Origin of the sequence: Collimonas sp., assembly GCF_039923675.1 — a bacterium.
Classification (GTDB): domain Bacteria; phylum Pseudomonadota; class Gammaproteobacteria; order Burkholderiales; family Burkholderiaceae_D; genus Collimonas.
Map to the genome: position 1 here is coordinate 291,919 of NZ_JBDTCG010000056.1, position 20,233 is coordinate 312,151.

At 56.9% G+C, this 20,233-nt stretch carries 14 protein-coding genes; 10 read left to right on the plus strand and 4 right to left on the minus strand.

Annotated features, from left to right (window positions below; all coding sequences use genetic code 11):
* Nucleotides 1-125: 125 nt before the first annotated feature.
* Nucleotides 126-407, plus strand: coding sequence for a hypothetical protein (locus ABI171_RS12685; protein ID WP_348092911.1), 282 nt, complete (start codon nt 126-128; stop codon nt 405-407).
* Between the two features lie 49 nt (nt 408-456).
* Here the strand turns inward: ABI171_RS12685 and ABI171_RS12690 are convergent, their stop codons facing one another.
* Both ABI171_RS12690 and ABI171_RS12695 read right to left on the minus strand, forming a co-directional pair.
* Nucleotides 457-1,005 carry a phosphatase PAP2 family protein gene (locus ABI171_RS12690; RefSeq protein ID WP_348092912.1) on the minus strand — a complete coding sequence of 183 codons (549 nt, stop codon included), beginning with the start codon at nt 1,003-1,005 and terminating at the stop codon, nt 457-459.
* Between the two features lie 106 nt (nt 1,006-1,111).
* Nucleotides 1,112-1,732 carry a response regulator gene (locus ABI171_RS12695; protein ID WP_348092913.1) on the minus strand — a complete coding sequence of 207 codons (621 nt, stop codon included), beginning with the start codon at nt 1,730-1,732 and terminating at the stop codon, nt 1,112-1,114.
* 479 nt (nt 1,733-2,211) lie between these two features.
* Here ABI171_RS12695 and ABI171_RS12700 point away from each other — a divergent pair, with 479 nt between their 5' ends.
* The 8 genes from ABI171_RS12700 to ABI171_RS12735 all read left to right on the plus strand — a co-directional run bounded on the left by ABI171_RS12700 (nt 2,212) and on the right by ABI171_RS12735 (nt 12,052).
* Nucleotides 2,212-3,354, plus strand: a complete 1,143-nt coding sequence (locus tag ABI171_RS12700; RefSeq protein WP_348092914.1) for a polysaccharide biosynthesis/export family protein — start codon at nt 2,212-2,214, stop codon at nt 3,352-3,354.
* On the plus strand, nt 3,351-3,833 hold the full coding sequence (locus ABI171_RS12705) for a low molecular weight protein-tyrosine-phosphatase (RefSeq protein WP_348092915.1): 483 nt from the start codon (nt 3,351-3,353) through the stop codon (nt 3,831-3,833). The genes ABI171_RS12700 and ABI171_RS12705 overlap by 4 nt, the downstream gene beginning before the upstream one ends.
* Nucleotides 3,834-3,860: 27 nt before the next feature.
* Entirely contained in the window at nt 3,861-6,107 is a 2,247-nt protein-coding gene (locus ABI171_RS12710; RefSeq protein WP_348092916.1) for a polysaccharide biosynthesis tyrosine autokinase, read from the plus strand.
* A gap of 93 nt (nt 6,108-6,200) precedes the next feature.
* Nucleotides 6,201-7,403, plus strand: a complete 1,203-nt coding sequence (locus ABI171_RS12715) for a hypothetical protein (RefSeq protein ID WP_348092917.1) — start codon at nt 6,201-6,203, stop codon at nt 7,401-7,403.
* Complete coding sequence (locus ABI171_RS12720; RefSeq protein WP_348092918.1) at nt 7,400-8,626, plus strand: polysaccharide pyruvyl transferase family protein; 1,227 nt, start codon at nt 7,400-7,402, stop codon at nt 8,624-8,626. The genes ABI171_RS12715 and ABI171_RS12720 overlap by 4 nt, the downstream gene beginning before the upstream one ends.
* Nucleotides 8,610-9,662: a hypothetical protein gene (locus ABI171_RS12725; protein WP_348092919.1), complete on the plus strand. Its 1,053-nt coding sequence runs from the start codon at nt 8,610-8,612 to the stop codon at nt 9,660-9,662. The genes ABI171_RS12720 and ABI171_RS12725 overlap by 17 nt, the downstream gene beginning before the upstream one ends.
* Complete coding sequence (locus tag ABI171_RS12730; RefSeq protein WP_348092920.1) at nt 9,663-10,784, plus strand: glycosyltransferase; 1,122 nt, start codon at nt 9,663-9,665, stop codon at nt 10,782-10,784.
* Nucleotides 10,781-12,052, plus strand: a complete 1,272-nt coding sequence (locus tag ABI171_RS12735; RefSeq protein WP_348092921.1) for a hypothetical protein — start codon at nt 10,781-10,783, stop codon at nt 12,050-12,052. Before ABI171_RS12730 ends, ABI171_RS12735 begins: the two co-directional genes overlap by 4 nt.
* A gap of 45 nt (nt 12,053-12,097) precedes the next feature.
* Here ABI171_RS12735 and ABI171_RS12740 read toward each other — a convergent pair whose 3' ends face one another.
* Both ABI171_RS12740 and psrA read right to left on the minus strand, forming a co-directional pair.
* A complete protein-coding gene (locus ABI171_RS12740; protein ID WP_348092922.1) occupies nt 12,098-13,516 on the minus strand; it encodes an undecaprenyl-phosphate glucose phosphotransferase in 1,419 nt (472 codons plus the stop codon).
* Between the two features lie 536 nt (nt 13,517-14,052).
* On the minus strand, nt 14,053-15,156 hold the full coding sequence (gene psrA, locus ABI171_RS12745) for an iron-containing alcohol dehydrogenase PsrA (RefSeq protein ID WP_348092923.1): 1,104 nt from the start codon (nt 15,154-15,156) through the stop codon (nt 14,053-14,055).
* A 202-nt stretch (nt 15,157-15,358) separates the two neighbouring features.
* Between psrA and ABI171_RS12750 the strand changes: the two genes are divergently transcribed.
* Entirely contained in the window at nt 15,359-20,221 is a 4,863-nt protein-coding gene (locus tag ABI171_RS12750) for an NAD-glutamate dehydrogenase (RefSeq protein WP_348092924.1), read from the plus strand.
* Nucleotides 20,222-20,233 lie beyond the last annotated feature (12 nt).

The window sequence follows — 20,233 nt, forward strand, 5'->3', positions numbered from 1 at the left end:
TCGCAGGTTACTTGATAATGTAATGAAGCTCGGTCATGCCATCCCACACTTGTCGCCATTTCAGCCCTGAGATGTTCTTGAAACACGCTTATCGGGATAGCGCCGTCTGCGCGGAACTGTGCTCGTTGTTCCTGCTGGTCGCGGGAGAGCAGTTTGCGCGGCTGGAGTCTGCTGTGCAGGCCGGGAATGTGGCGGGAACGACTTACGAATGCCATGCCCTCAAAGGCTCTTTGCTGATCTCTGGCGCGCATGCGGCAGTCCGCATACTGGATCATATCGATGCTGAATTCAACCGGCAGAAACTGGCATGCGGCCCTGTCCGGTTTTCAGAATTGAAAGCCGAAATGGCCCTGACAATGGCGGAGGTCCGGCATTTTCTTGCCAGCAGCGAGCAGCTTGCAACCTAGGGGTCGTTAGCGTTGATGACGTAGTTAGGCTAATCCGGCCTGCGGTTTTTTATTTGCGCACAGCGGCGGAGTGACCTGACAGCAGTTGAGCCGCGCCATCGATCAGGCGTTGCGTCGGTATCGGCTTGGTGCAAGACGCCACCAGCAACAGGGCAAAGCTGGCGGCGATCAGAATCCGATTGAAGCCTGGTTTGGGCAGGCTTTCGGCGCTTAGGATGAAGGCGAGGCAGACGGCGCTTCCCAGCAACCATCCACTTAGCGCCTCGCTTACCGAATGAAAATGCAAAAACACGCGCGAAACGCTGATGAGTGTGGCCAGGCAGAGTCCCAGCAATACGGCCGCCCAACGGACTGCTCTTGTTCTTGGCTGTAGCGCAAGATAGAAAAATGTCGGAATAATCGCGGCGGAGCGCATCGCATGGCCGCTGAAGCCGGTGAAATCGATTGATTGTATGCCGATGCCCCAGCCGACAAATGCGATCTTTGATGCCGCGACCAGAATCAGGCCACCCCCAAACAGCAGGCACCAATACAGGAACAAGCGGCGGGCGTCGCCAGCGATCAGCCATATGGCAATCGCGACGGCGGCCGGAAGCATGATGTTACTGCTACCGATTTTGGTGATTTGCATCCATGAAAGCATAGCAATCAGCGCGCGCAATGTGGCGGGAAATACCGGCTTCCTGCTCTGCAGCGATGCCTGATCATGCGCCTGCGTTCAGGCGAGTCTGACGTGCCTTGCGCGCCGCACAACCGCGCAAGAAGCCGCGCAGTTCTTCGAACACGATAGGTTTTTGGAAGTACAACACCTCGTCCGGCAAGCCGCCGCGCGCTTCCAGGTCGTCTCTGCCAAGCGTGGTCAGGACGGCGATGTCGATATGCCGGAGATCAGGCTTGGCGAGCACCGTTTTGACGATCTCGTAGCCGTCGATGCCCTCCATCACGATATCGAGCAGAAGGATATCGTACTTGCGCTGGGCAATTTCCATCAGCGCCTGATAGCCGTTTTCGCAAAAACTGATGTCGAGCGGAATATCCCAGGAAGAAATCTGCTTTTCATACACCTTCCGCTGCAGCGCATTGTCTTCAACGATCAAGGCGCTGAGTGTCGAAGACAGAGAACCTTTGTCTTCCAGCAGATCGCTGCGTTCTGCCTTGAGCGCTTCCACCGCCTCGCGCGGGATGCGCCGGTGGCCGCCTTGGGTCTTCCAGGCAACCAGGATTCCGCGTTCTACAAGTTGCTGGACCGAGGTGACGGAAATCCCCAGCAGACGGGCAGCTTCTTGCGTAGTGACATCGCTTTGATTGAGTTTCACTGCTGGCATCGGGTAATTGATTTAGTTAAGTATTTTATCAAACTATGAAATGCCGATCATCCATAGCGACGAATGGTTTTCGTGAGGCTAACTGGGAGAGCGCTTCCAGAGCCAACCACGGGGTTGGCTAAAAACAATCCGGACGACTTCTGCTTGCACACATAGTAAGTCCTTCGTGCCTGTCGCAACAGTATATCTATCAATACTTGCACGATATGCCACACGGAATCTAGGCACGAATTTCGCACCGGCCTGAGAGATATTTTTCTGCAACGCAATTAAAAATCACTATTAAAATCAATTTTAATTTGTTATATTTAATAATGTAACGAATATATTGTTTTTGGTGATTTTATTTTCCCCCGCTGGACCAGATGTGTCAGGCAAGGAAACCGTTCATCCAACGCTCATGGGCCGCGGCAGTCCGGTTTGCAATGCTCCTGGTATTTTCCCGGTGATTGCCGGGTGATTTTTACGTGTGAGTTCAATTGAAAAAAACAATCGTGCTGTTACTCCTGTCTGTGGCGCTGGGTGGTTGTGCGCTGGCGCCCGGGATGCGATTCGATGCGCGGGGTACGGTCGACGTCACTGACCCAGAATCGAAACCAGTGATCAAGCCGATTACCCTCAAGCTGGTGCAGCAAGAGCGCGCCGAACGCTTGCAGCAGGCGCAGGCCAGCATGGCGTACTACCTGGCCTTGCTTGAAAAGCCGGAACCTTATCGGATCGGCGCGGCCGATGTGTTGTCCATCATTGTCTGGGATCACCCGGAGCTGGTGGTGCCGAACCTGACCTATACGATCGGCGCCAGCGGCGCCGAATTATCCAATGTCGGCCTGGCCGCGCAGACGCTGCCAGGGTACGCGGTGGGCAACGACGGCAACGTGCAGTTCCCCTACGTCGGCAGATTCAAGGCAGGCGGGCTGACCGAGCCCGAGGCGCAGCAGCAATTGATGGCGGCGTTGAAGAAATACATCCGCGATCCGCAGATTACCTTGCGCGTGATCGGCTACCGTAGCTGCAAGATATACGTGGATGGAGAAGTCCGCAGCGCCGGCGTCAAGGCGGTTACCGACGTTCCGATGACGCTGGCGGAGGCGCTCAACCAGGCTGGCGGCATCAGTTCGTCCGGCGATCCCACTCGCATCACTCTGACGCGCGACGCCAAGAATTACCGGATCAGCATTCCCGAATTGGCAGAGCACGGCATCAGCCCCGCCAAAATAGTCTTGCGGAACGAAGACTTACTGCGAGTGACGCCGCTTACCGACAATCAGATCATGGTGGCGGGCGAGGTGAGGGATCCGCGCGGAGTGCCCTTGCGCAGCAATGGTCGCCTTACCTTGAGCGATGCGTTGAGCCAGGTCGGCGGCATGCTGGCGGAAACCAGCGATCCAAGCGCGATCTACGTGGTGCGCGCGGCGCCTGACGGCAGCATGCCGGAAATCTTCCATCTGGACAGCAAATCGCCGTTGAGCCTGGCGCTGGCGGAAAATTTCGAGCTGCAAGCCAAGGATGTGGTGTACGTCGATGCCCCGGATCTGGTGCGTTTCAGCCGCATCATGGCGCTCTTCATCGGCAGTTCGACCAATGCGGTCAACTACCGGAATGCAGTGGACAAGAACAATTGATCAAATCCATCCTCATCGTTTGTATCGGCAATATCTGCCGCTGCCCCATGGCCGTCGCGACGTTCGCCCAGAAATTGCCTGATGTGCAACTGAGTTCGGCGGGGATCTATGCCGCCGCCGGCGCGCCGGCCGACCCTTTCTCGATAGAGCTGATGCGCCGGCGCGGGCTCGATATCACGGCGCACCGGGGGCAGCAATTGCACGCCTGGCATTGCGAATCGGCCGATCTGATCCTGGTCATGGATGTGCTACAGAAGCAGTTCATTGAAAAACATTACCCGACCACGCGTGGCAAGCTGTTTCGCCTTGGGGAATATGGCCGGTTCGATATCTTCGATCCGCATCAGCGGCCGCGCAGCGAGTTTGAACGCTGTTTGAAACTGATCGACCAAGGCGTGGACGATTGGGTCGAACGCATAGTGGCAAGCAGGTCGCCGCGCTCGCAGCCGAGCCGCGGCCAGGCGCAGACCACCGATTGACACCACCACACCATCACTAAGCTATCGATGACCAAACTTACGCAGCCGCTGCACATTATCGCTGGCAGGGATGACGAGTTGGATCTCGCAGCATTGCTCGACGTACTGGTCGACAATCGCTGGATGATCGGCATCGTCACCGCCGTTTTCGTCGCGCTCGGCGCGCTCTATGCTTTTCTCGGCACGCCGATATATCAGGCCGACATCCTGGTCCAGGTCGAGGATAATTCCGCCAGTGCGGCGGCCAGCAACATGCTGGCCGACATGTCATCGATGTTCGACGTCAAGTCGACCGCGGCGGCGGAAATTGAGATACTCGGTTCGCGCCTGGTGGTCTCGCGTTCAGTCGATGCCTTGCATCTTTTCATCGATCAGAATCCAAAGCACTTCCCCTTGATTGGCGGCTGGATTGCCCGCCACAATAAAAAACTGTCAACCCCTGGATTGTTCGGCCTTGGCGGCTACGCATGGGGAAATGAAAGCATCGCTGCCGACATTTTCAATGTGCCGCAGGTGCTTGAAGAGAAAAAATTCAAGCTGGAAGTGCTGCCGCGCGGGCGCTATCGCCTGAGTAGCGGGGAATTCGACAATGTGTTTGAAGGCAGTGTCGGCAAACTGGAAAAATTTGCAGTCGAGGATGGCGATCTTGAACTCAGAGTGGCCAATATCAACGCCAGGCCGGGAACTGTGTTCAGACTGATCCGCAATCCGAGGTTGAAAACCATCCTCGATCTGCAAGAGCAGCTGGTGATTGTTGAAAAAGGCAAGCAATCGGGCGTGATCGGCGCTATCTGGGAGGGGCCTGATGCGCGGATTGTGCGCGACACAATGAACCAGATCGGCCAGCAATATGTGCGGCAAAACATTGAACGCAAATCTGCCGAAGCGGCTAAATCGCTCGATTTTTTGAACGAGCAGATACCGGAGCTGAAAAGCGAACTGGAGCACGCGGAAAATCTGTATAACGCCCTGCGCAACAAACTCGGTAGCATCAGCATGGGCGACGAAGGCGCGATGGTGCTGAAAAAAGCGGTGGATACGCAAACCCAGTTGCTGGAGCTCAAGCAGAAACGCAAGGATCTGGCCATGCGCTTTGCCGATTCGCATCCCTCCTTGAAAGCGGTCGACCAGCAAATTCAGGCCTTGAATGGCGAGCAGGGAAACGTCAATAACCTGATCAAACGCTTTCCCAATAATGAACAGGATGTGTTGCGGCTGACGCGCGATGTCACCGTCAACACCACGCTGTATACCGGGCTACTCAGCAATATCGAGCAGCTGAAGCTGGTCAAAGCCGGCAAGATCGGCAACGTGCGCCTGGTCGATGTCGCCGCATTGCCTGAAATTCCGGTCAAGCCGAAAAAGCTGATCGTGCTGCCGGTGGCCCTGCTACTGGGCCTGTTCGGCAGTATAACGGTGGCTTTTGTCCGCAATATGCTGTTCAGCGGGGTAACCGACGCCAACGAGATCGAACAGCATACCGGCCTGAGCGTGTATTCGACCATTCCTCGCAGCGATGCACAGCTGGCGCTGAGTAAGCAGGTGAGAACACGGCCGCACGAAATTTCCTTGCTGGCGGTGGCGCAAGCTGGCGACCTGGCGATAGAAAGTTTGCGTAGCCTGCGTACCGCCTTGCAGTTCGCCATGCTGGAAGCAAAAAATAATATCGTGCTGCTGACCGGCCCGGCGCCTGGTGTAGGCAAATCGTTTATTGCGGCAAATCTGTCCGCGGTGGTGGCATCCTCGGGCAAGCGCGTACTCCTGATCGACGCCGACTTGCGCAAGGGGCATCTCAATGAATATTTCGGTTTCGAACGAGACGGAGGCTTGTCTGAACTAGTGTCCGGCACGTTGTCCGTATCGGCGGCGATACACAAGAACGTGGTCGAGGGCCTGGATTTCATGTCGACCGGAAAATTGCCTCCCAATCCTGCTGAACTGCTTATGGTGCGTAGTGTCGGCGACGTCCTGCAAGCCGTGGCCCAGCAGTACGACATCGTGATCGTCGATTCCCCCCCGGTGCTGGCGGTGGCGGATCCGGCGATTTTGGCCGAGTTATCCGGCACCACCTTTCTGGTGGCCCGTTCCGGCGTCACAAAAATCGGCGAAATTCTTGAGTCGGCGAGACGCCTGGTGCAAAACGGCACGCATCCGAAAGGCGTCCTGTTCAATGGCCTGGACCCTAATGCCGGCAAATATGGCTACGGCTCTAAATATGGGAGCTACCGTTATACCGCCTATTCATACAAGAAAGGCAAGCCCCTCACAACCTGAAAGCAACCCGAAACCGGGGGAGGGGGAGCGCGGGTCACCTTGCGGCTCTTTCTCTCGTTTTTTTACCGGCGTCAAACCATTGAGGCCCGAGCCATGAAAAAATTTAGTGCTTTATTCCAGGTCATTTTCGAACAGGCGATTTTTACCCTGTCGTTTTTCTGTACCCAGACTTTACTTGCCCGATATTTGAGCGTGGCGGGCTTTGCCTCGTTTTCTGCGGTGTATTCGGCGGTGATTCTTTTAAATATCATCCATGGTTGCACGGTGATGGAGCCGCTGCTGGTCTTTTCCAAATCGGACCACTTCATCAGCAAGTCGCTACTGATGCAGTTGCACGCGCCGCTCGCCCTTGCCAGTATCCCTGTGACGATTTACCTCGTGGGGCATATCCCTGACTCGCCGCCGTACTTCGTGCTGGCGCTGATATTCGCCTTGACCGGTTTCATCGCTTACTGGACCGTGCGTTCCATCGCCATCCTGGAAAACAAGAGTCTTAAATCAGTCATTCCAGCGCTGTCGCAGTTTGCCGGTGTATGCATGGCTATCGCCTTGATTCCGAAGAATAGTCCGTATCAGTTGAATGAAGTGCTGATTTTCCTGGGCTTGCCGCTGCTGCTTGCGAGCAGCCTGATTTCCCGTGGCATGGCAGTAAAGACTGCGCAAACCAGCAGTTATCCGCTTGAAAAAATGCCTTGGTTGAGTTTCGGGCTGAATAATACCTTCAGCCAGATCCTCGTGTGGGCAATGACGCACGGCCTGGTGATTTTCTACATGTCGCGCCAGCAAGCCGAACTGGCGGCCAATTTCCGCGTCGTGATGACCTTGGTATTGCCGGCGCAATACCTGAATATCGCCATTTCCAACTACCAGCTTCCCAAGCTGTCGCGCCTGGCGGAGGAGCGCTCGGCCAAATTTGCGACGATGGCCCGCACCTTCATGCTGGTTACGGTGGGTTTTAGTCTTGTCTATAGCTTGCTGCTGTGGGCAGCGGGGGAGTCACTGGTCGGCCTGCTGTTCGGCGTCAAATACGCCGGCCTCAACATGCGCGACTACGTCTTGTTCCCCGTCATTTTCGCCGCCATCCAGGGGGGGCGTACGGTTTTGAAGGCGCTCAGGCTGACCCATTACGCCAGCTGGGCGGTGGCGGTCGGTTTCCTGTTTTTCCTGTTCGCTTTTTTCTTCAACGGAAGCCGTTCAATCAGCAACGTCTTGATACCCACCGTGTTCGGTTTGGGGGCGGCCGCAGTCATCATGTTTTACCAGATCAAGAAAAGTCTAAAGGCTATCAATTTATGAAAATCGTGATTTGCGCTGTTCCGTATAGTCCGAATCTGGGCGACGGCGTCATTTATGAAAATATACGGCAGTTGTTGACTGAGCTGGCGCCGGCCGCGCATATCAGCGCGCTCGATATAGCAGGGCGTGACGGATACGACGCCTCTACCATTTCCAGGAAGCCTTTGATCAACCGGGTGCCTGGACGCCTCCGGCCATCGGTTGTGTGCACTTATTTCTGCTTGCAATACTGGTGGCGCTGGCGTCATAAATGGGCCGAGCTGCTGACTGACGCCGATCTGATCGTGATCGGCGGCGGCCAGCTGTTCATGGACGCTCACCTGAATTTCCCGATCAAGCTGTTCCTGCTGTCAAGAACCATCAAGTCGATCGGTAAATCCGGCAAGGTGGCTATTTTTTCAGTGGGCGTATCGAAGCGGATGTCCAAGATCGGCGCCAATCTTTTTCAGCGCGCTGTAAGGAATATGGCGCCGATACGCATTAGCGCCCGTGATCTGCTGTCAGCGCAGCACATGAAAAAATATCTGGCGATCGATGGCGATGTCTGCATCACTCCCGATCCGGCAATTTATTCGCAACGGACTTTTGCCCAATGCGGTCTTAGAGCGCATACCGGCAACGTGCTCGGTATTTGCATTTCCTGTCCGCTGGAAATCAATCACGGCGTCAAGGATGAGGCGGCCTACGGCTTGCAAATTTCAAGGTTCTTCGAAGATCTGGCGCGCCAGGCGACAACTGCCGGCTATCTCGTCAAATTGTTTACCAACGGCGATCCTGAAGACGAAGCATTCAAGGACACGCTGGCGGCCGGTCTGGGCGGGCTGCCGATCATCAATGTGGCGCGGGCCGGTGCGCCGGCTCAGCTGGTCGCTAACATCTGCTCCTGCGACTACATCATCGCACATCGGCTGCACGCCAGCATCGTCGCCTATGCCCTGGACATACCTGCGATCGGGCTTAACTGGGACGTCAAGGTCAAATCTTTTTTTGAACTGGTCGGCCGTAGCAGGTTCTTCATTTCCTCACCGATACCGGACGTAGAACACACGCTGGATCTGTTGAGCCACGCGCGGGAGACATGCGTAGGAACGGGCAAGGCGCGGCTGACGCTCAGACTCAAAAAGGAGGTGTCGGCGTTGCTGAACTCGTCCGTTTATCAAGAGTCTGCCGCGGTCGCTTCGGTTTGGACAGGCACAAACGCCGATTATGAAAAAATTATATAGCACGCGCATCAATCCGGAAATGCGCGTCATCAGTGCGATTTTTTTGCTGGTGTTAAGCGGCATGATCTATTTTTATCAGCGGATTTTTCTCCCTGATTATTTCTTTATCGATGAAAAGACCATCACCGACCTGATCAGATATACCGATCTCGATATCTCGCTACAGGATTCGTTTACCAGCACCGCCATGGTGTACGCCGTGATCGGACCGGAATGGTCGCAGATCCTGCTGTTGCTGGCGACGGCGACGGTGATTGTCTACGTATGCAAGAGATCTTATCGGCTGATTGATCTGTTGTTCGCGTTTCTCCTGATGCTGTCGTTCGCGCTTTTCAACCTTAAATTGTCCAAGGAAGTCATCGTCATCATCCTGAATTTGATTGCCTGTTCGGTATGCGCCATGCAACTGTCGAACCGCAAGAAAATCATGACAATTATTGCCCTGTACGCGTTGTATGCATGGAAATTCCGCGTGTATTACGCCGTCATTGCCGTCCTGATGCTGGCCATGCATGTGGTGGCAAGCAGCCGTGGCAAGCTGCGCATCTGCCTGATCCTCGGCATGATCTTGCTCTGCTGCGCCATACCCGGCGACTTCTGGGATCAATTGCAGCAGGCGCGCGATGTCGCCAATACAAACCGGGAGGGATTGTCCGACTCCAAAACGATGTTCACGAATGTCCTGGTGCCCAGCGGCGTGATTACCGTTGTTCCGAATTCTTTCTTCGCCGCCGTCCGCTTCTATTTTGCCCCGCTGTTTTCCCTGCGCGTGCAGGAACTGATCCTTTCTTCCACGCTGTGGCTGCTTACCTTGGTCATGCTCAACAGAGGCAATCGCAGCCACCCTTTGTTTTTGCTGCTGATCGCCAATTTCGCCATTCAGACATTCTTTGAACCGGATCTGGGCTCGTTCTTCAGGCATTTGAGCGCCTACGCCTTTTGCGTCTTCGGGATTAATTACCTTACGGCAGAGGAGGGAGCAACTCCGTCGCCGTCGATAACCACCGGGCCTACCGGTTTTTTCGAGGAGATTTGAATGAATCGCGCGCGACCATTGTACATCTTGAACGTAGCCGAGACCATCAAGGGCGGCATCGCCACCTACCTCGATACGCTGGAGTATTTCAGCAAGGAGTTTAACTGCGATTTTGAATACCTGATCCCGGCGGCGCAAGCGGATCAAATCGTTTCCAAGCAAATCCAGCCGCATTCGCATTCCAGGAAGGGCCTGGGGCCGTTACGGCTGGCCGCTGCCATCGTGCGGCTGGCAAAACAACGAAAACCGGATGTTGTCTATGCGCACAGCACGTTCGCCGGCGTTGCTTTGTGCCTGGCCAAGCCGTGGCTTGCCCGCAATACGAAAACCGTGTATTGCGCACACGGCTGGGCCAGCTTCCGCGATCGCAGCAAGCTGGTGATAACGCTGAGCCGGATTGTCGAAAGGTGCATGTCCTACATTCCCGACGCGGTGGTTAATATCTCCCGTCATGAGCATGAGATCAATCGCAAATGCGGCTTTTCCAAGAAAAACATTCTTATCCAAAGCACGGTGCTTGACCGGGAAAGCCGGCTTCAGGCACGGCTTCAATTCGACGAGCAGCTGCACATCCTGTTTGCTGCTCGCCTGGATTGGGAAAAGGGCTACGATATTCTGGTCGACGCTATCCATGTCCTGCAAAAAAGCAGGCCGAATTTTGTCTATCATATTGTCGGCGACGCTGTGCTAGGCAATCTGAAGATTGAAAAAATTGTCGCAGGCAACGTGCATTATTACGGCTGGATCGATCACGCCGAAATCGATAATTTCTATGAGCGTGCCGATGTTTTCATCGTGCCCTCGCGTAACGAAGGATTCGGCTTGACCGTGCTGGAGGCGTTTCGTAGTGCGGTGCCGGTGATCGCCAGCGACCGTGGCGCCTTGCCGGAGATCGTCGAGCATGCCGTCAATGGTCTGGTATTCAATTGCACTGCGGCCGATCTTGCGCAGAAATTGCATGACCTGGATCTGGCTACCTTGCGCAGATACGGCGACGCCGCGCGCCATTCCTATCAGGAGAAATTCGCGCCAGCCAAGTTCGTGGCCAGCTACCAGAACCTGTTTGGGGAACTGCGCGCAACCATTGAAATCCCGCTATTTTCCATGCAGGAGCATACATGAAGACCAACATGGGTTTTCCCCTTAAGGCGCTGGTGTTTTGCGTGCTGGCTGGCGGCCGGGCCGAAGCGCTTGAGCAAGCCAATATCCCGTCGCAATATCCGACCGCCATCAGCATCCAGATTGATCCGGCGCGGGTCTCGAAACAGGATTTGCAGCTGATCAAAAAGGTTGGCTTTGAATACGTGCGGTTCGGCGTGCGGCCGCCGGTTGCCGCCATTTCCGGGAAAAATCCAGACTACGCCGGTTTGCTGGCCAGATTGCGCGCTGTGCAACTCAAGCCGATCCTGACATTGTTCGGCGGCCCGGACGTATGGGGTGAGCAGAATTCTGCAGCCGCTAGCCGCCACACGGCCAGCCAGTCCGCCATTTCTTTTGCAAATTTCGCCGTGGATTTCATGGGCCGGCATCCCGATCCCGATATTTTATGGGAGTTATGGAACGAGCCCGAAATCCCGACCTTTTTGAAGCCTGAATTATTACACCCGGTCCTGGTGCCCTCGGTACAGCAAATCTGCAGTTCTTTGCAAAGCCAGGAAAGTCCGAACTCGTACAAGGTGTTTGGCTTCGGCTTCTCGCACATGCCGCATACCGATGGCGGCTCGCCCTACGACGAATTACTCGACGTTTCGCTGAAAACCTGCCTGAGCGGGATATCGATCCATCCTTATCGCCAGAAGCCGGAATCGCTGATCAACGATTTCGCAGAAATCCATCAGGTGATGCACAAATATGACAAAAGCAACGCGCCGGTGATCGCTTCAGAGTGGGGATATTCCAGCGTTGCCCCGACGCGCGACCAGAACGGCCAAGCAATGCTGGTATTGAGAGAATATCTCTCCAGTGTTTTTGTGCGGCTTTCATTGCTGAATATTTATGCCTGGAAGGACGCCGGAGGCGATCCCCGCTCGATAGAGGACAATTATGGCTTGATCGACGTTGATGGCCGGCCGAAACCGGCAATGCTGGCGATGCAGCATTTGCTGTCCAGGATCGCTCAGACGCAACTTGTCGCCGCCAAGACCAATGGCGGCGACTACCTGCTGACGTTGAGCAGCCTGGAGGCAGTAAAGCAAAGGCGCACGGTGTATATCGCTTGGAGTGGGACTACGCAGGGAGGAGGGACCTATCGCTTCGCCAGAAATGGCGCCAAGACTTGCGTCATCAGCGAGTTCCAGCCTGCCCAGTTCGATAGGGCCTGCCCCGAAAGCGGCGAGGTGGTGGGGTTGACGGCGGGTTCGGCGCCGCTTGCGCTAACGCTTTCTTTCTAGAAAAGGGGCAAGGCGCAGCTGGGCCGGATAGCCAAACCGCAGCTATCAATACGCTGCGCTACCGGTCCAGCCCTTGAAGGCGGTCCAGACCAGGATCCGGAAATCCATCAGGAATGACCAGTGCTGGATGTAATACAGATCGAACTGGACCCGCTTTTCCATTTTATCCACGGTGTCGGTTTCTCCCCGGTAGCCATGGATCTGCGCCCAGCCGGTGATGCCGGGTTTCACCCGGTGACGCACCATGTACATTTCCAGCAGTTTTTCATAGAGTTCGTTGTGTTCCAGCGCATGCGGCCTGGGGCCGATGACCGACATGTCGCCCAAAAGCACATTGATGAACTGCGGCAGCTCATCCAGGCTGGTGCGGCGTAAAAACTGGCCGATCCGGGTTATCCGCGGGTCATTGTGGGTGGCTTGCGTAATTTTGTTGTGCTCGCGGTGCAGTTTCATGGTGCGGAATTTGAAGACCATGAATTTTTTCCCGTTGAGGCCGAGCCTTGTCTGCTTGAAGAATACAGGGCCGGGAGAAGAGCATTTTATGCACATTGCGATGACGGCAAACAACGGCGCCAGGAACATCAGCGCCGCCAGGGCGAACAGCTTGTCCAGCAAATGTTTGACGATGGCATGCGCGCCGCTCGGCGCCGGGCGATTCAGTTCTACCGCCGGAATCCCTAGAAAATTGACGGCTAGATTGCTGAGCATTTGTATCCCTGAGGTGTCGGGCACCCAGCGAATGTCTACCAGCGTATTGCGCAGGCAGTGTTGCAACTGCTTGAGCTGCGGCGCTGCGCTCATCGGCAGCGTGATCCAGACTTCATGAATCTCATGCGAGGCTACATAATGATGGATCTGATCGTAGCCATGGATCTGATCGATGGCGGGATCGTGCAGCTTGTTCGCTTGCTCGCGGGTGGCGACAATGGCACGCACGTCATACAACGCTGCGGCATTGCGCAACGCGCGCTTGTGCATTTCCTGACCGGTGGGGCCGTAACCGACAATCACTATGCGCCGGCTGTTGATGCCGCGCTTACGCAAGTGGCAAGCCGAAGCATAAGTCAGCAACCGGTGCAAGGCCAGGAAAGCGATGCTGATCAGATACCAATAGACCAGCCAGCGGCGCGACAAGCCGCCCACGCCATGAATCATGAAACTGAGAAAATATCCCGTCAAGAGTATGGCGCCCCAGGCCAGAGCCAGGCGCATGAAGAGCGCCGGCATCGACCATTCTTGCCACGATGTATACAAATTCAGTTTTGAAAAAGTCAGCACGCCAATCGCGCAGCAAAAATACAAGAGCACCGAGTGAATTGGGGCGGTGGTGGTCAGCGCCGAGTTGAAATGGAAGTGACCGGCCAGCTGGGCGGTGGTGCTCAAGATCAAGGCGTCAACCAGCCATTGCGGCAATTCGAACGCCAGAATCCGTTCCAGCACAATCAGAGGTTTTGAGTTTGCCATGGCTTTTGGAGAAAAAATCCAATAAAAAAGGCGGTTGATTTCTTGCGCGAAAACCCATGTCGACCTTCCTTGCGGCGAAGCGCTATCCCTATCTGGCGTCGGGGGCGGCCGCAGTACCGTAAAGGTCTTTATGATTTGGGGTGTCGGCGATGGTGTCGCCGACAGAGAAAAATGACTTTCGGCAACACATGACTTATCATAAGCGCCAAATTCGTTAACTGCAATGAATTAACTGAATTTAATGAATTTATATTTTACCGAATGAGGAACATGAAAACCGGATGGAAATGACATGTGGCGTGGATACGTTGAATTTCACAGTCGCAAGGACAGTGAAACAAGCGATGGCATGTTGTCGTCCGGGCCAAGTTGGCTGGCGGACGGCGTGGCTGCGGAAAAAAGGGAGAGATCGAATGGCTGCCTGCGAATGCAGCGCCATGTTGCAGCAGGGCCGACTTGTCTGACTGTCTGGTGGCAAGGCTTGACCGCGATTCGGCCAGCCCGATAGCTCTGCCGCTTGGCGGCAAAAGCTGGATTCAGGGAAAGGCAAGCATTTCATTTTTGCCGATAAAATTTTTCCCGCGCGCGCCCTGCATCGCGCGGCTGACCATCTGCCGTGCCTCTTGACGCGCGACGCCATAGTCGGAAAAATTGGTCTTGACGTCAAACAGATGCAGGAAATTCCGGAGTTGCTGTTCCGCCTCGTCGCGGGTAGCGCCAAACACGCGCTGCAGCGTGGCGTCGCGATCTGGTCTTGCGCCCCAGGCCATGCGCAACACCATCGGCAGCGTGAAAGAACAGGCGATCCCGTGCGGCAATCCATAACCTAGCGTCATTTCGTAGGAGATGGAATGCGCCAGCGCGGTTTTGGTGTTCGAAAACGCCAGCCCGGCTTTGAGGGCTGCCAGCGCCATGGTCGAGCGCAGCGCCAGGTTGCCAAGATCGTCGACCAGCGCCGGCAAGCAAGACAGGATGTCCTGGATCGCCGACACCGCGCAGGTGTCGGAAATCGGGTTGGCGTTGACATTCCAGATCGATTCCAAGGCATGCGACAAAGCATCCAGTCCGGTGGAGATAGTGACTTGCCTGGGCAGACTCAACATCAATTGCGGATCGACCAGCGCCGCCTGGGGCCAGGTGCAGTCCAGATGCAGGGAGTATTTTCTTTGGTTGGCGGCATCCCAAATGGTTGCCCAGGGTGTGACTTCGCTGCCGGTTCCCGCCGTGGTGGGGATGGCGACCAGTCTCTTTGTCTTGGGCGGCGTGAACGGCCTGCCGTCTGCGAGTAGCGCCAGCAATTCCTGGAAACTGTCGCTGGCGGTGCCCACCAGCAGCGCTTTGGCGGTATCGATCACACTGCCGCCGCCAAGCGCCACTACGGTGTCGCATGCCTGCTCCTGACGCCAGAACCGCTGGTACATCGCCGCCAATCCGGCAACGTCAGGATTGGGCTGGATATCTTCGATGACATAAGACAGGCGATCGCCCAGCAACCCTGCCATTTTGTCGACCAGTCCGAGCGCACGTGCTTCAGGAAAAGTCACCAGGACCACTTTCCCCGCACCAAGAATTTGCGGCAGATCTTGCAGGCAATCGGCGCCGTAATGGATGGCTACCGGGTTATGAAATCGTTGCGACATGATTTTCCTTGTGTCGGCTAACCCGAGCTGGACGCCTTATCAAGCCGGGGAAGTTATCACAAACGTTTTACCGCACAATGACAAGAATCCGGCGGCCGGGTTGTTTTTTTAAAATGCCTGTGGTTTTGCCGCCGTGATGGGTAGAATCTATGCAGAGCAAAGTTCGAAAGAAGTTAACCGTTTAGCTATTCGAAGGAAAATCATGCATAACGCCGCAGTAGATGGAAAACAGCAAAAGCTGACAGAGATGGTCGAATTCGCGCGAGATCGTTTGCCGCCGGAAGTGTTTGCAACCATGCAACCGTTCCTGGCCGAATATTACTCACAGGTTGGAGAAGAACAGATTCTGAGCCGCGACGTTGCGGATTTGTATGGCGCTGCGGTGGCGCATTGGCAATTCGGCAGGCATTTCACCAGCGGTGCGCCGCGCGTGCGGATCTATAATCCGCGCATCGACGAGCATGGCTGGCAATCCGGCCATAGCGTGATCGAAATCGTCAACGACGACATGCCTTTCCTGGTGGATTCGGTCAGCACGGAAATCAATCGACTGGGCCTGACCTTGCATGCGGTGATTCATCCGGTGTTCCGGGTCTGGCGCGACGCTGGCGGCCAGGTTGAAAAAATCCAGCGCGCCAGCGAACCTGCCGGCAAGGACGGTGAGCGGGCCCGGCTGGAATCGAACATACACATTGAAATCGACCGTTGCACCGAAGCCGCGCGGATGGAAGAAATCCAGGCCGGCGTGCTCAGGGTGCTGGGCGATGTCCGCGCCGCGGTGGGAGACTGGCGGCAGATGATGACGGCGGCCAGCGGCGCCATCGACGATTTGAAAAAACAGGATAACAGCGATGCTGTGCTGAAGAGTGAAATTGCCGAAGCGCGTGCCTTTCTGGAGTGGATGGTGGACGACCATTTCACCTTCCTCGGCTATCGCGATTACGAACTGATCGTCAACGCCGGTGAAAATTATCTACAGGGCGTGCCCGGCTCCGGCCTCGGCATATTGCGCGACGCCTTGCGCACCTCGGATAGCGCCGACATGACCAAGCTGCCGATCAGCGCGCAAGGCATCATCGATGCGCAATCGCCGATTTTCATTACCAAAGCCAATTCGCGCGCCACCGTGCACCGTGCCGGCTACCTCGACTATGTCGGCGTCAAGCGCTACGACGCCTCCGGAAAAGTGATCGGCGAACGCCGCATTGTCGGCTTGTACACCTCTACCGCCTACATGGTGCCGACCAACGAAATTCCACTGGTGCGGCGCAAGGTCGCCAAGGTACTGGAGCGCGCCGGCTTTGTGCCGAAGGGACATTTGTCCAAGACCCTGGCCACCATCCTGGAACAATTTCCGCGCGATGAGTTGTTCCAGATCGATGAAGATGAACTGTACGACACCGCCACCGGCATCTTGCGGCTGGAAGAGCGCCAGCGCACCCGTTTGTTCGTGCGGCGCGATGCTTTCGGCCGTTACGTATCCTGCCTGGTGTTCGTGCCGCGCGACCGCTTCAATACCGAATTGCGCGAGCGGATCCAGGTCTTGCTGCTGGAAGCCTTTAACGGCACCGGCATCGAGTTTACGCCTTTGCTGTCGGAATCGATGCTGGCGCGGATCCAGTTTACTGTGCGCACCGAACCTGGCACTGTCACCGACATCAATGTCGAGCAGCTGGAAGCGCGCATTGTGCAAGCCACGCGGCGTTGGCAAGACGACATGGCGGAAGCCTTGCTGGAACAGCGCGGCGAAGAGCAGGGCACTCGTCTGTTGCGGCGCTATGCCGCCTCGTTCCCGGCCGGTTTCCGCGAGGACTACGCGGCGCGCGCCGCGGTACATGATATCGTCTTGCTGGAAGCCGCGCAGCAAAATGCCGGCCTGGCCATGAGTTTGTATCGTCCGATTGAAGCCGCGCCGGCTTCCTTGCGCCTGAAGATTTACCGCGCCGGCAAGCCGATGGCCCTGTCGCAAAGCCTGCCAATGCTGGAACACATGGGCGTCAAGGTCAACGAAGAGCGGCCTTACCGCATCGAGCTGCAAGATGGCGAGCCGGCCTGGATCCACGATTTCGGCATGCAGACCGCCGATGACAGCGAGGTCGAGATCGACCGTATCAAGGGTGTTTTCGAAGATGCCTTTGCCCGCGTCTGGAGCGGCGAAGCGGATAACGACGACCTCAACCGCCTGGTCTTGCGAGCCCGGCTTAACTGGCGCGAAGTGACCATCTTGCGCGCCTATGCGCGCTATCTGCGACAAGTCGGCTCGACCTTTAGCAATGCTTATATCGAGCAGGCGTTGACCGCCAATCCGGCGATTGCACGCAAGCTGGTGGAGCTGTTCCTGACGCGCTTCGATCCGGCGCAAGCCAAGAGCGCCGGCGCCCAAGCCAAAGTCGACAGTTTGCTGCAGCAGACTGAAGAAGCGATGGACCGGGTGCCCAACCTGGACGAAGACCGCATCCTGCGTCAGTTCCTGGGCGTGATCAGCGCCACCTTGCGCACCAATTACTTCCAGCGCGGCGCCGATGGCCAGCCGAAGCCGTACCTGTCGTTCAAGTTCGATCCGGCCAAGGTGCCGGGCCTGCCGGCACCCAAGCCGATGTTTGAAATCTGGGTCTATTCGCCGCGCTTTGAAGGCGTCCATCTGCGCGGCGGCAAAGTGGCGCGGGGCGGCTTGCGCTGGTCGGACCGGCGCGAGGATTTCCGCACCGAGGTACTGGGCCTGGTCAAGGCGCAGATGGTCAAGAATGCCGTGATTGTGCCGGTCGGCTCCAAGGGTGGCTTCGTGCTGAAAAGTGCGCCGCCGGCCAGCGAGCGCGATGCGTATCTGCGCGAAGGCGTGGCCTGCTACCAGAATTTCCTGCGCGGCCTGCTTGACCTGACCGACAACCTGGTCGACGGCAAGGTGCTGCCGCCGCAAGATGTGGTGCGCTACGACCCGGACGATCCTTATCTGGTGGTGGCTGCCGATAAAGGCACCGCCAGTTTTTCGGACTACGCCAATGCGGTGTCTGCCGAATACGGCTTCTGGCTGGGCGATGCTTTCGCTTCCGGCGGTTCGGTCGGCTACGATCACAAGAAAATGGGGATCACCGCCCGTGGCGCATGGGAAGCCGTCAAGCGCCACTTCCGCGAAACCGGCCTTAACACCCAGGAGCAGGATTTCACCGTGGTCGGCATCGGCGACATGTCGGGCGACGTGTTCGGCAACGGCATGCTGCTGTCACGCCATATCAAGCTGCTGGCAGGCTTTGACCATCGCCACATTTTCCTTGACCCGACGCCCGATCCGGCCGCCAGCTTTGCCGAGCGCGAACGCTTGTTCGCCTTGCCGCGCTCCAGCTGGGCCGATTACAACAGTAGTCTGATTTCCGGCGGCGGCGGGATTTTCCCGCGCACGCTCAAGACCATTGCGCTGACACCGCAGGTGCAGGCGATGCTGGGCGTGACGGCAAGCGAACTGGCGCCGGCCGAATTGATCCGTGCGATCTTGCTGGCCCCGGTCGACCTCTTGTACAACGGCGGCATCGGTACCTACATCAAGGCCACGCGCGAAACCCATGCCCAGGTTGGCGACCGCACCAACGATGCGATCCGCGTCAATGGCGCCGAGCTCAACTGCAAGGTGGTGGCGGAAGGCGGCAATCTGGGCGCTACCCAGTTCGGCCGTATCGAGTTTGCGCAAAAGGGCGGCCGTATTTGCACCGATGCGATTGATAACTCGGCCGGCGTCGACTGTTCGGACCATGAGGTGAACATCAAGATCATGCTCGGCCTGATCGTCAGCGAAGGCGAAATGACCGAGAAGCAGCGTAACAAGCTGCTGGCGGAAATGACCGAAGAAGTCGGCCTGCAAGTCTTGACCGATAACTACTACCAGACGCAGTCGCTGTCGGTAGCGGGTCGCCGCTCCGCCAGCCTGCTGGAGCCGGAAGCGCGCCTGATCCGTTTCCTGGAGCGCGCCGGCCGGCTGGACCGTGCGGTTGAGTTCCTGCCTTCGGAAGAAGAGTGCGCCGAACGCAAGACCGCCAAGCAAGGACTGGCGGCGCCAGAGCGCGCGGTGCTGATGGCGTATAACAAGATGTGGCTGTATGAAGAATTGCTGGCGTCGGATTTGCTGGCCGATCCGTTTATCGCAAGCTCGCTTTCGGCCTACTTCCCGCAGCCGCTGCGCGAGCGCTATCCCGACGCCATGCGGCGTCATCCGCTGGCGCGCGAAATCATCGCTACGTATCTGGTGAATACCCTGACCAACCGGGTCGGCGCCACGTTTGTCTACCAGCTGGCCGATGAAAGCGGCGCCAGCCCGGCCGATGTGGTGCGCGCCACCGTGATTGCGCGCGAAGTCTTCGGTTTCGAGGAAATCTGGCAAGACATCGATGCGCTCGACAACCAGGTGCCGGATGCCTTGCAGGCGCAAATGTTTGTCGACGTCGGTGGCTTGATCGAGCATGCCGGTTTCTGGTTCCTGCATCGGCATGTGCAGGAAGCGTCGATTGAAGCCACGGTCGCGCGCTTCCGCCAGGCCGCCGATCAGCTAGGGCCGCAGCTGGTCTCGCTGCTGGCCGCCACCGATGCCGATGCCCTCAAGGCCAAGCGCGATGCGCTGATACAGGCAGGCGTATCCGAACAGCTGGCGCGACGGGTGGCCAGTGCTGAGCTGATCGGCGCGGTGCTGGATATCGCCGAAGTCGCAGCGTCCACCGGCCGTAGCCTGGAACTGGTGGCTGCGGTCTATTTTGCGCTCGACCTTAATCTGAACTTCGGCTGGATGCGCGAAAGGGTCAGCGCCTTGCCGGTGGATTCGCATTGGCAGACGCTGGCGCGGACTGCTTTGCAGAGCGACCTGACCGGTTTGCAGCGCGCCTTGACCGCCAAGGTGATTCAGTTGTCGCCGGCGCTGGAGCAGTCGCAGGACATGATAGAAGCCTGGCAGGCTGCCAGCAGGACGCCGCTGGAACGCTATCGCCGCTTGCTGACCGATTTCCAGATGGGCGGCAATGTCGACCTCGCCATGTTGTCGGTGGCGGCGCGGGAGATGCGGGCGATTGACGCTGTGACTAACTGAAGTATCGGGGAA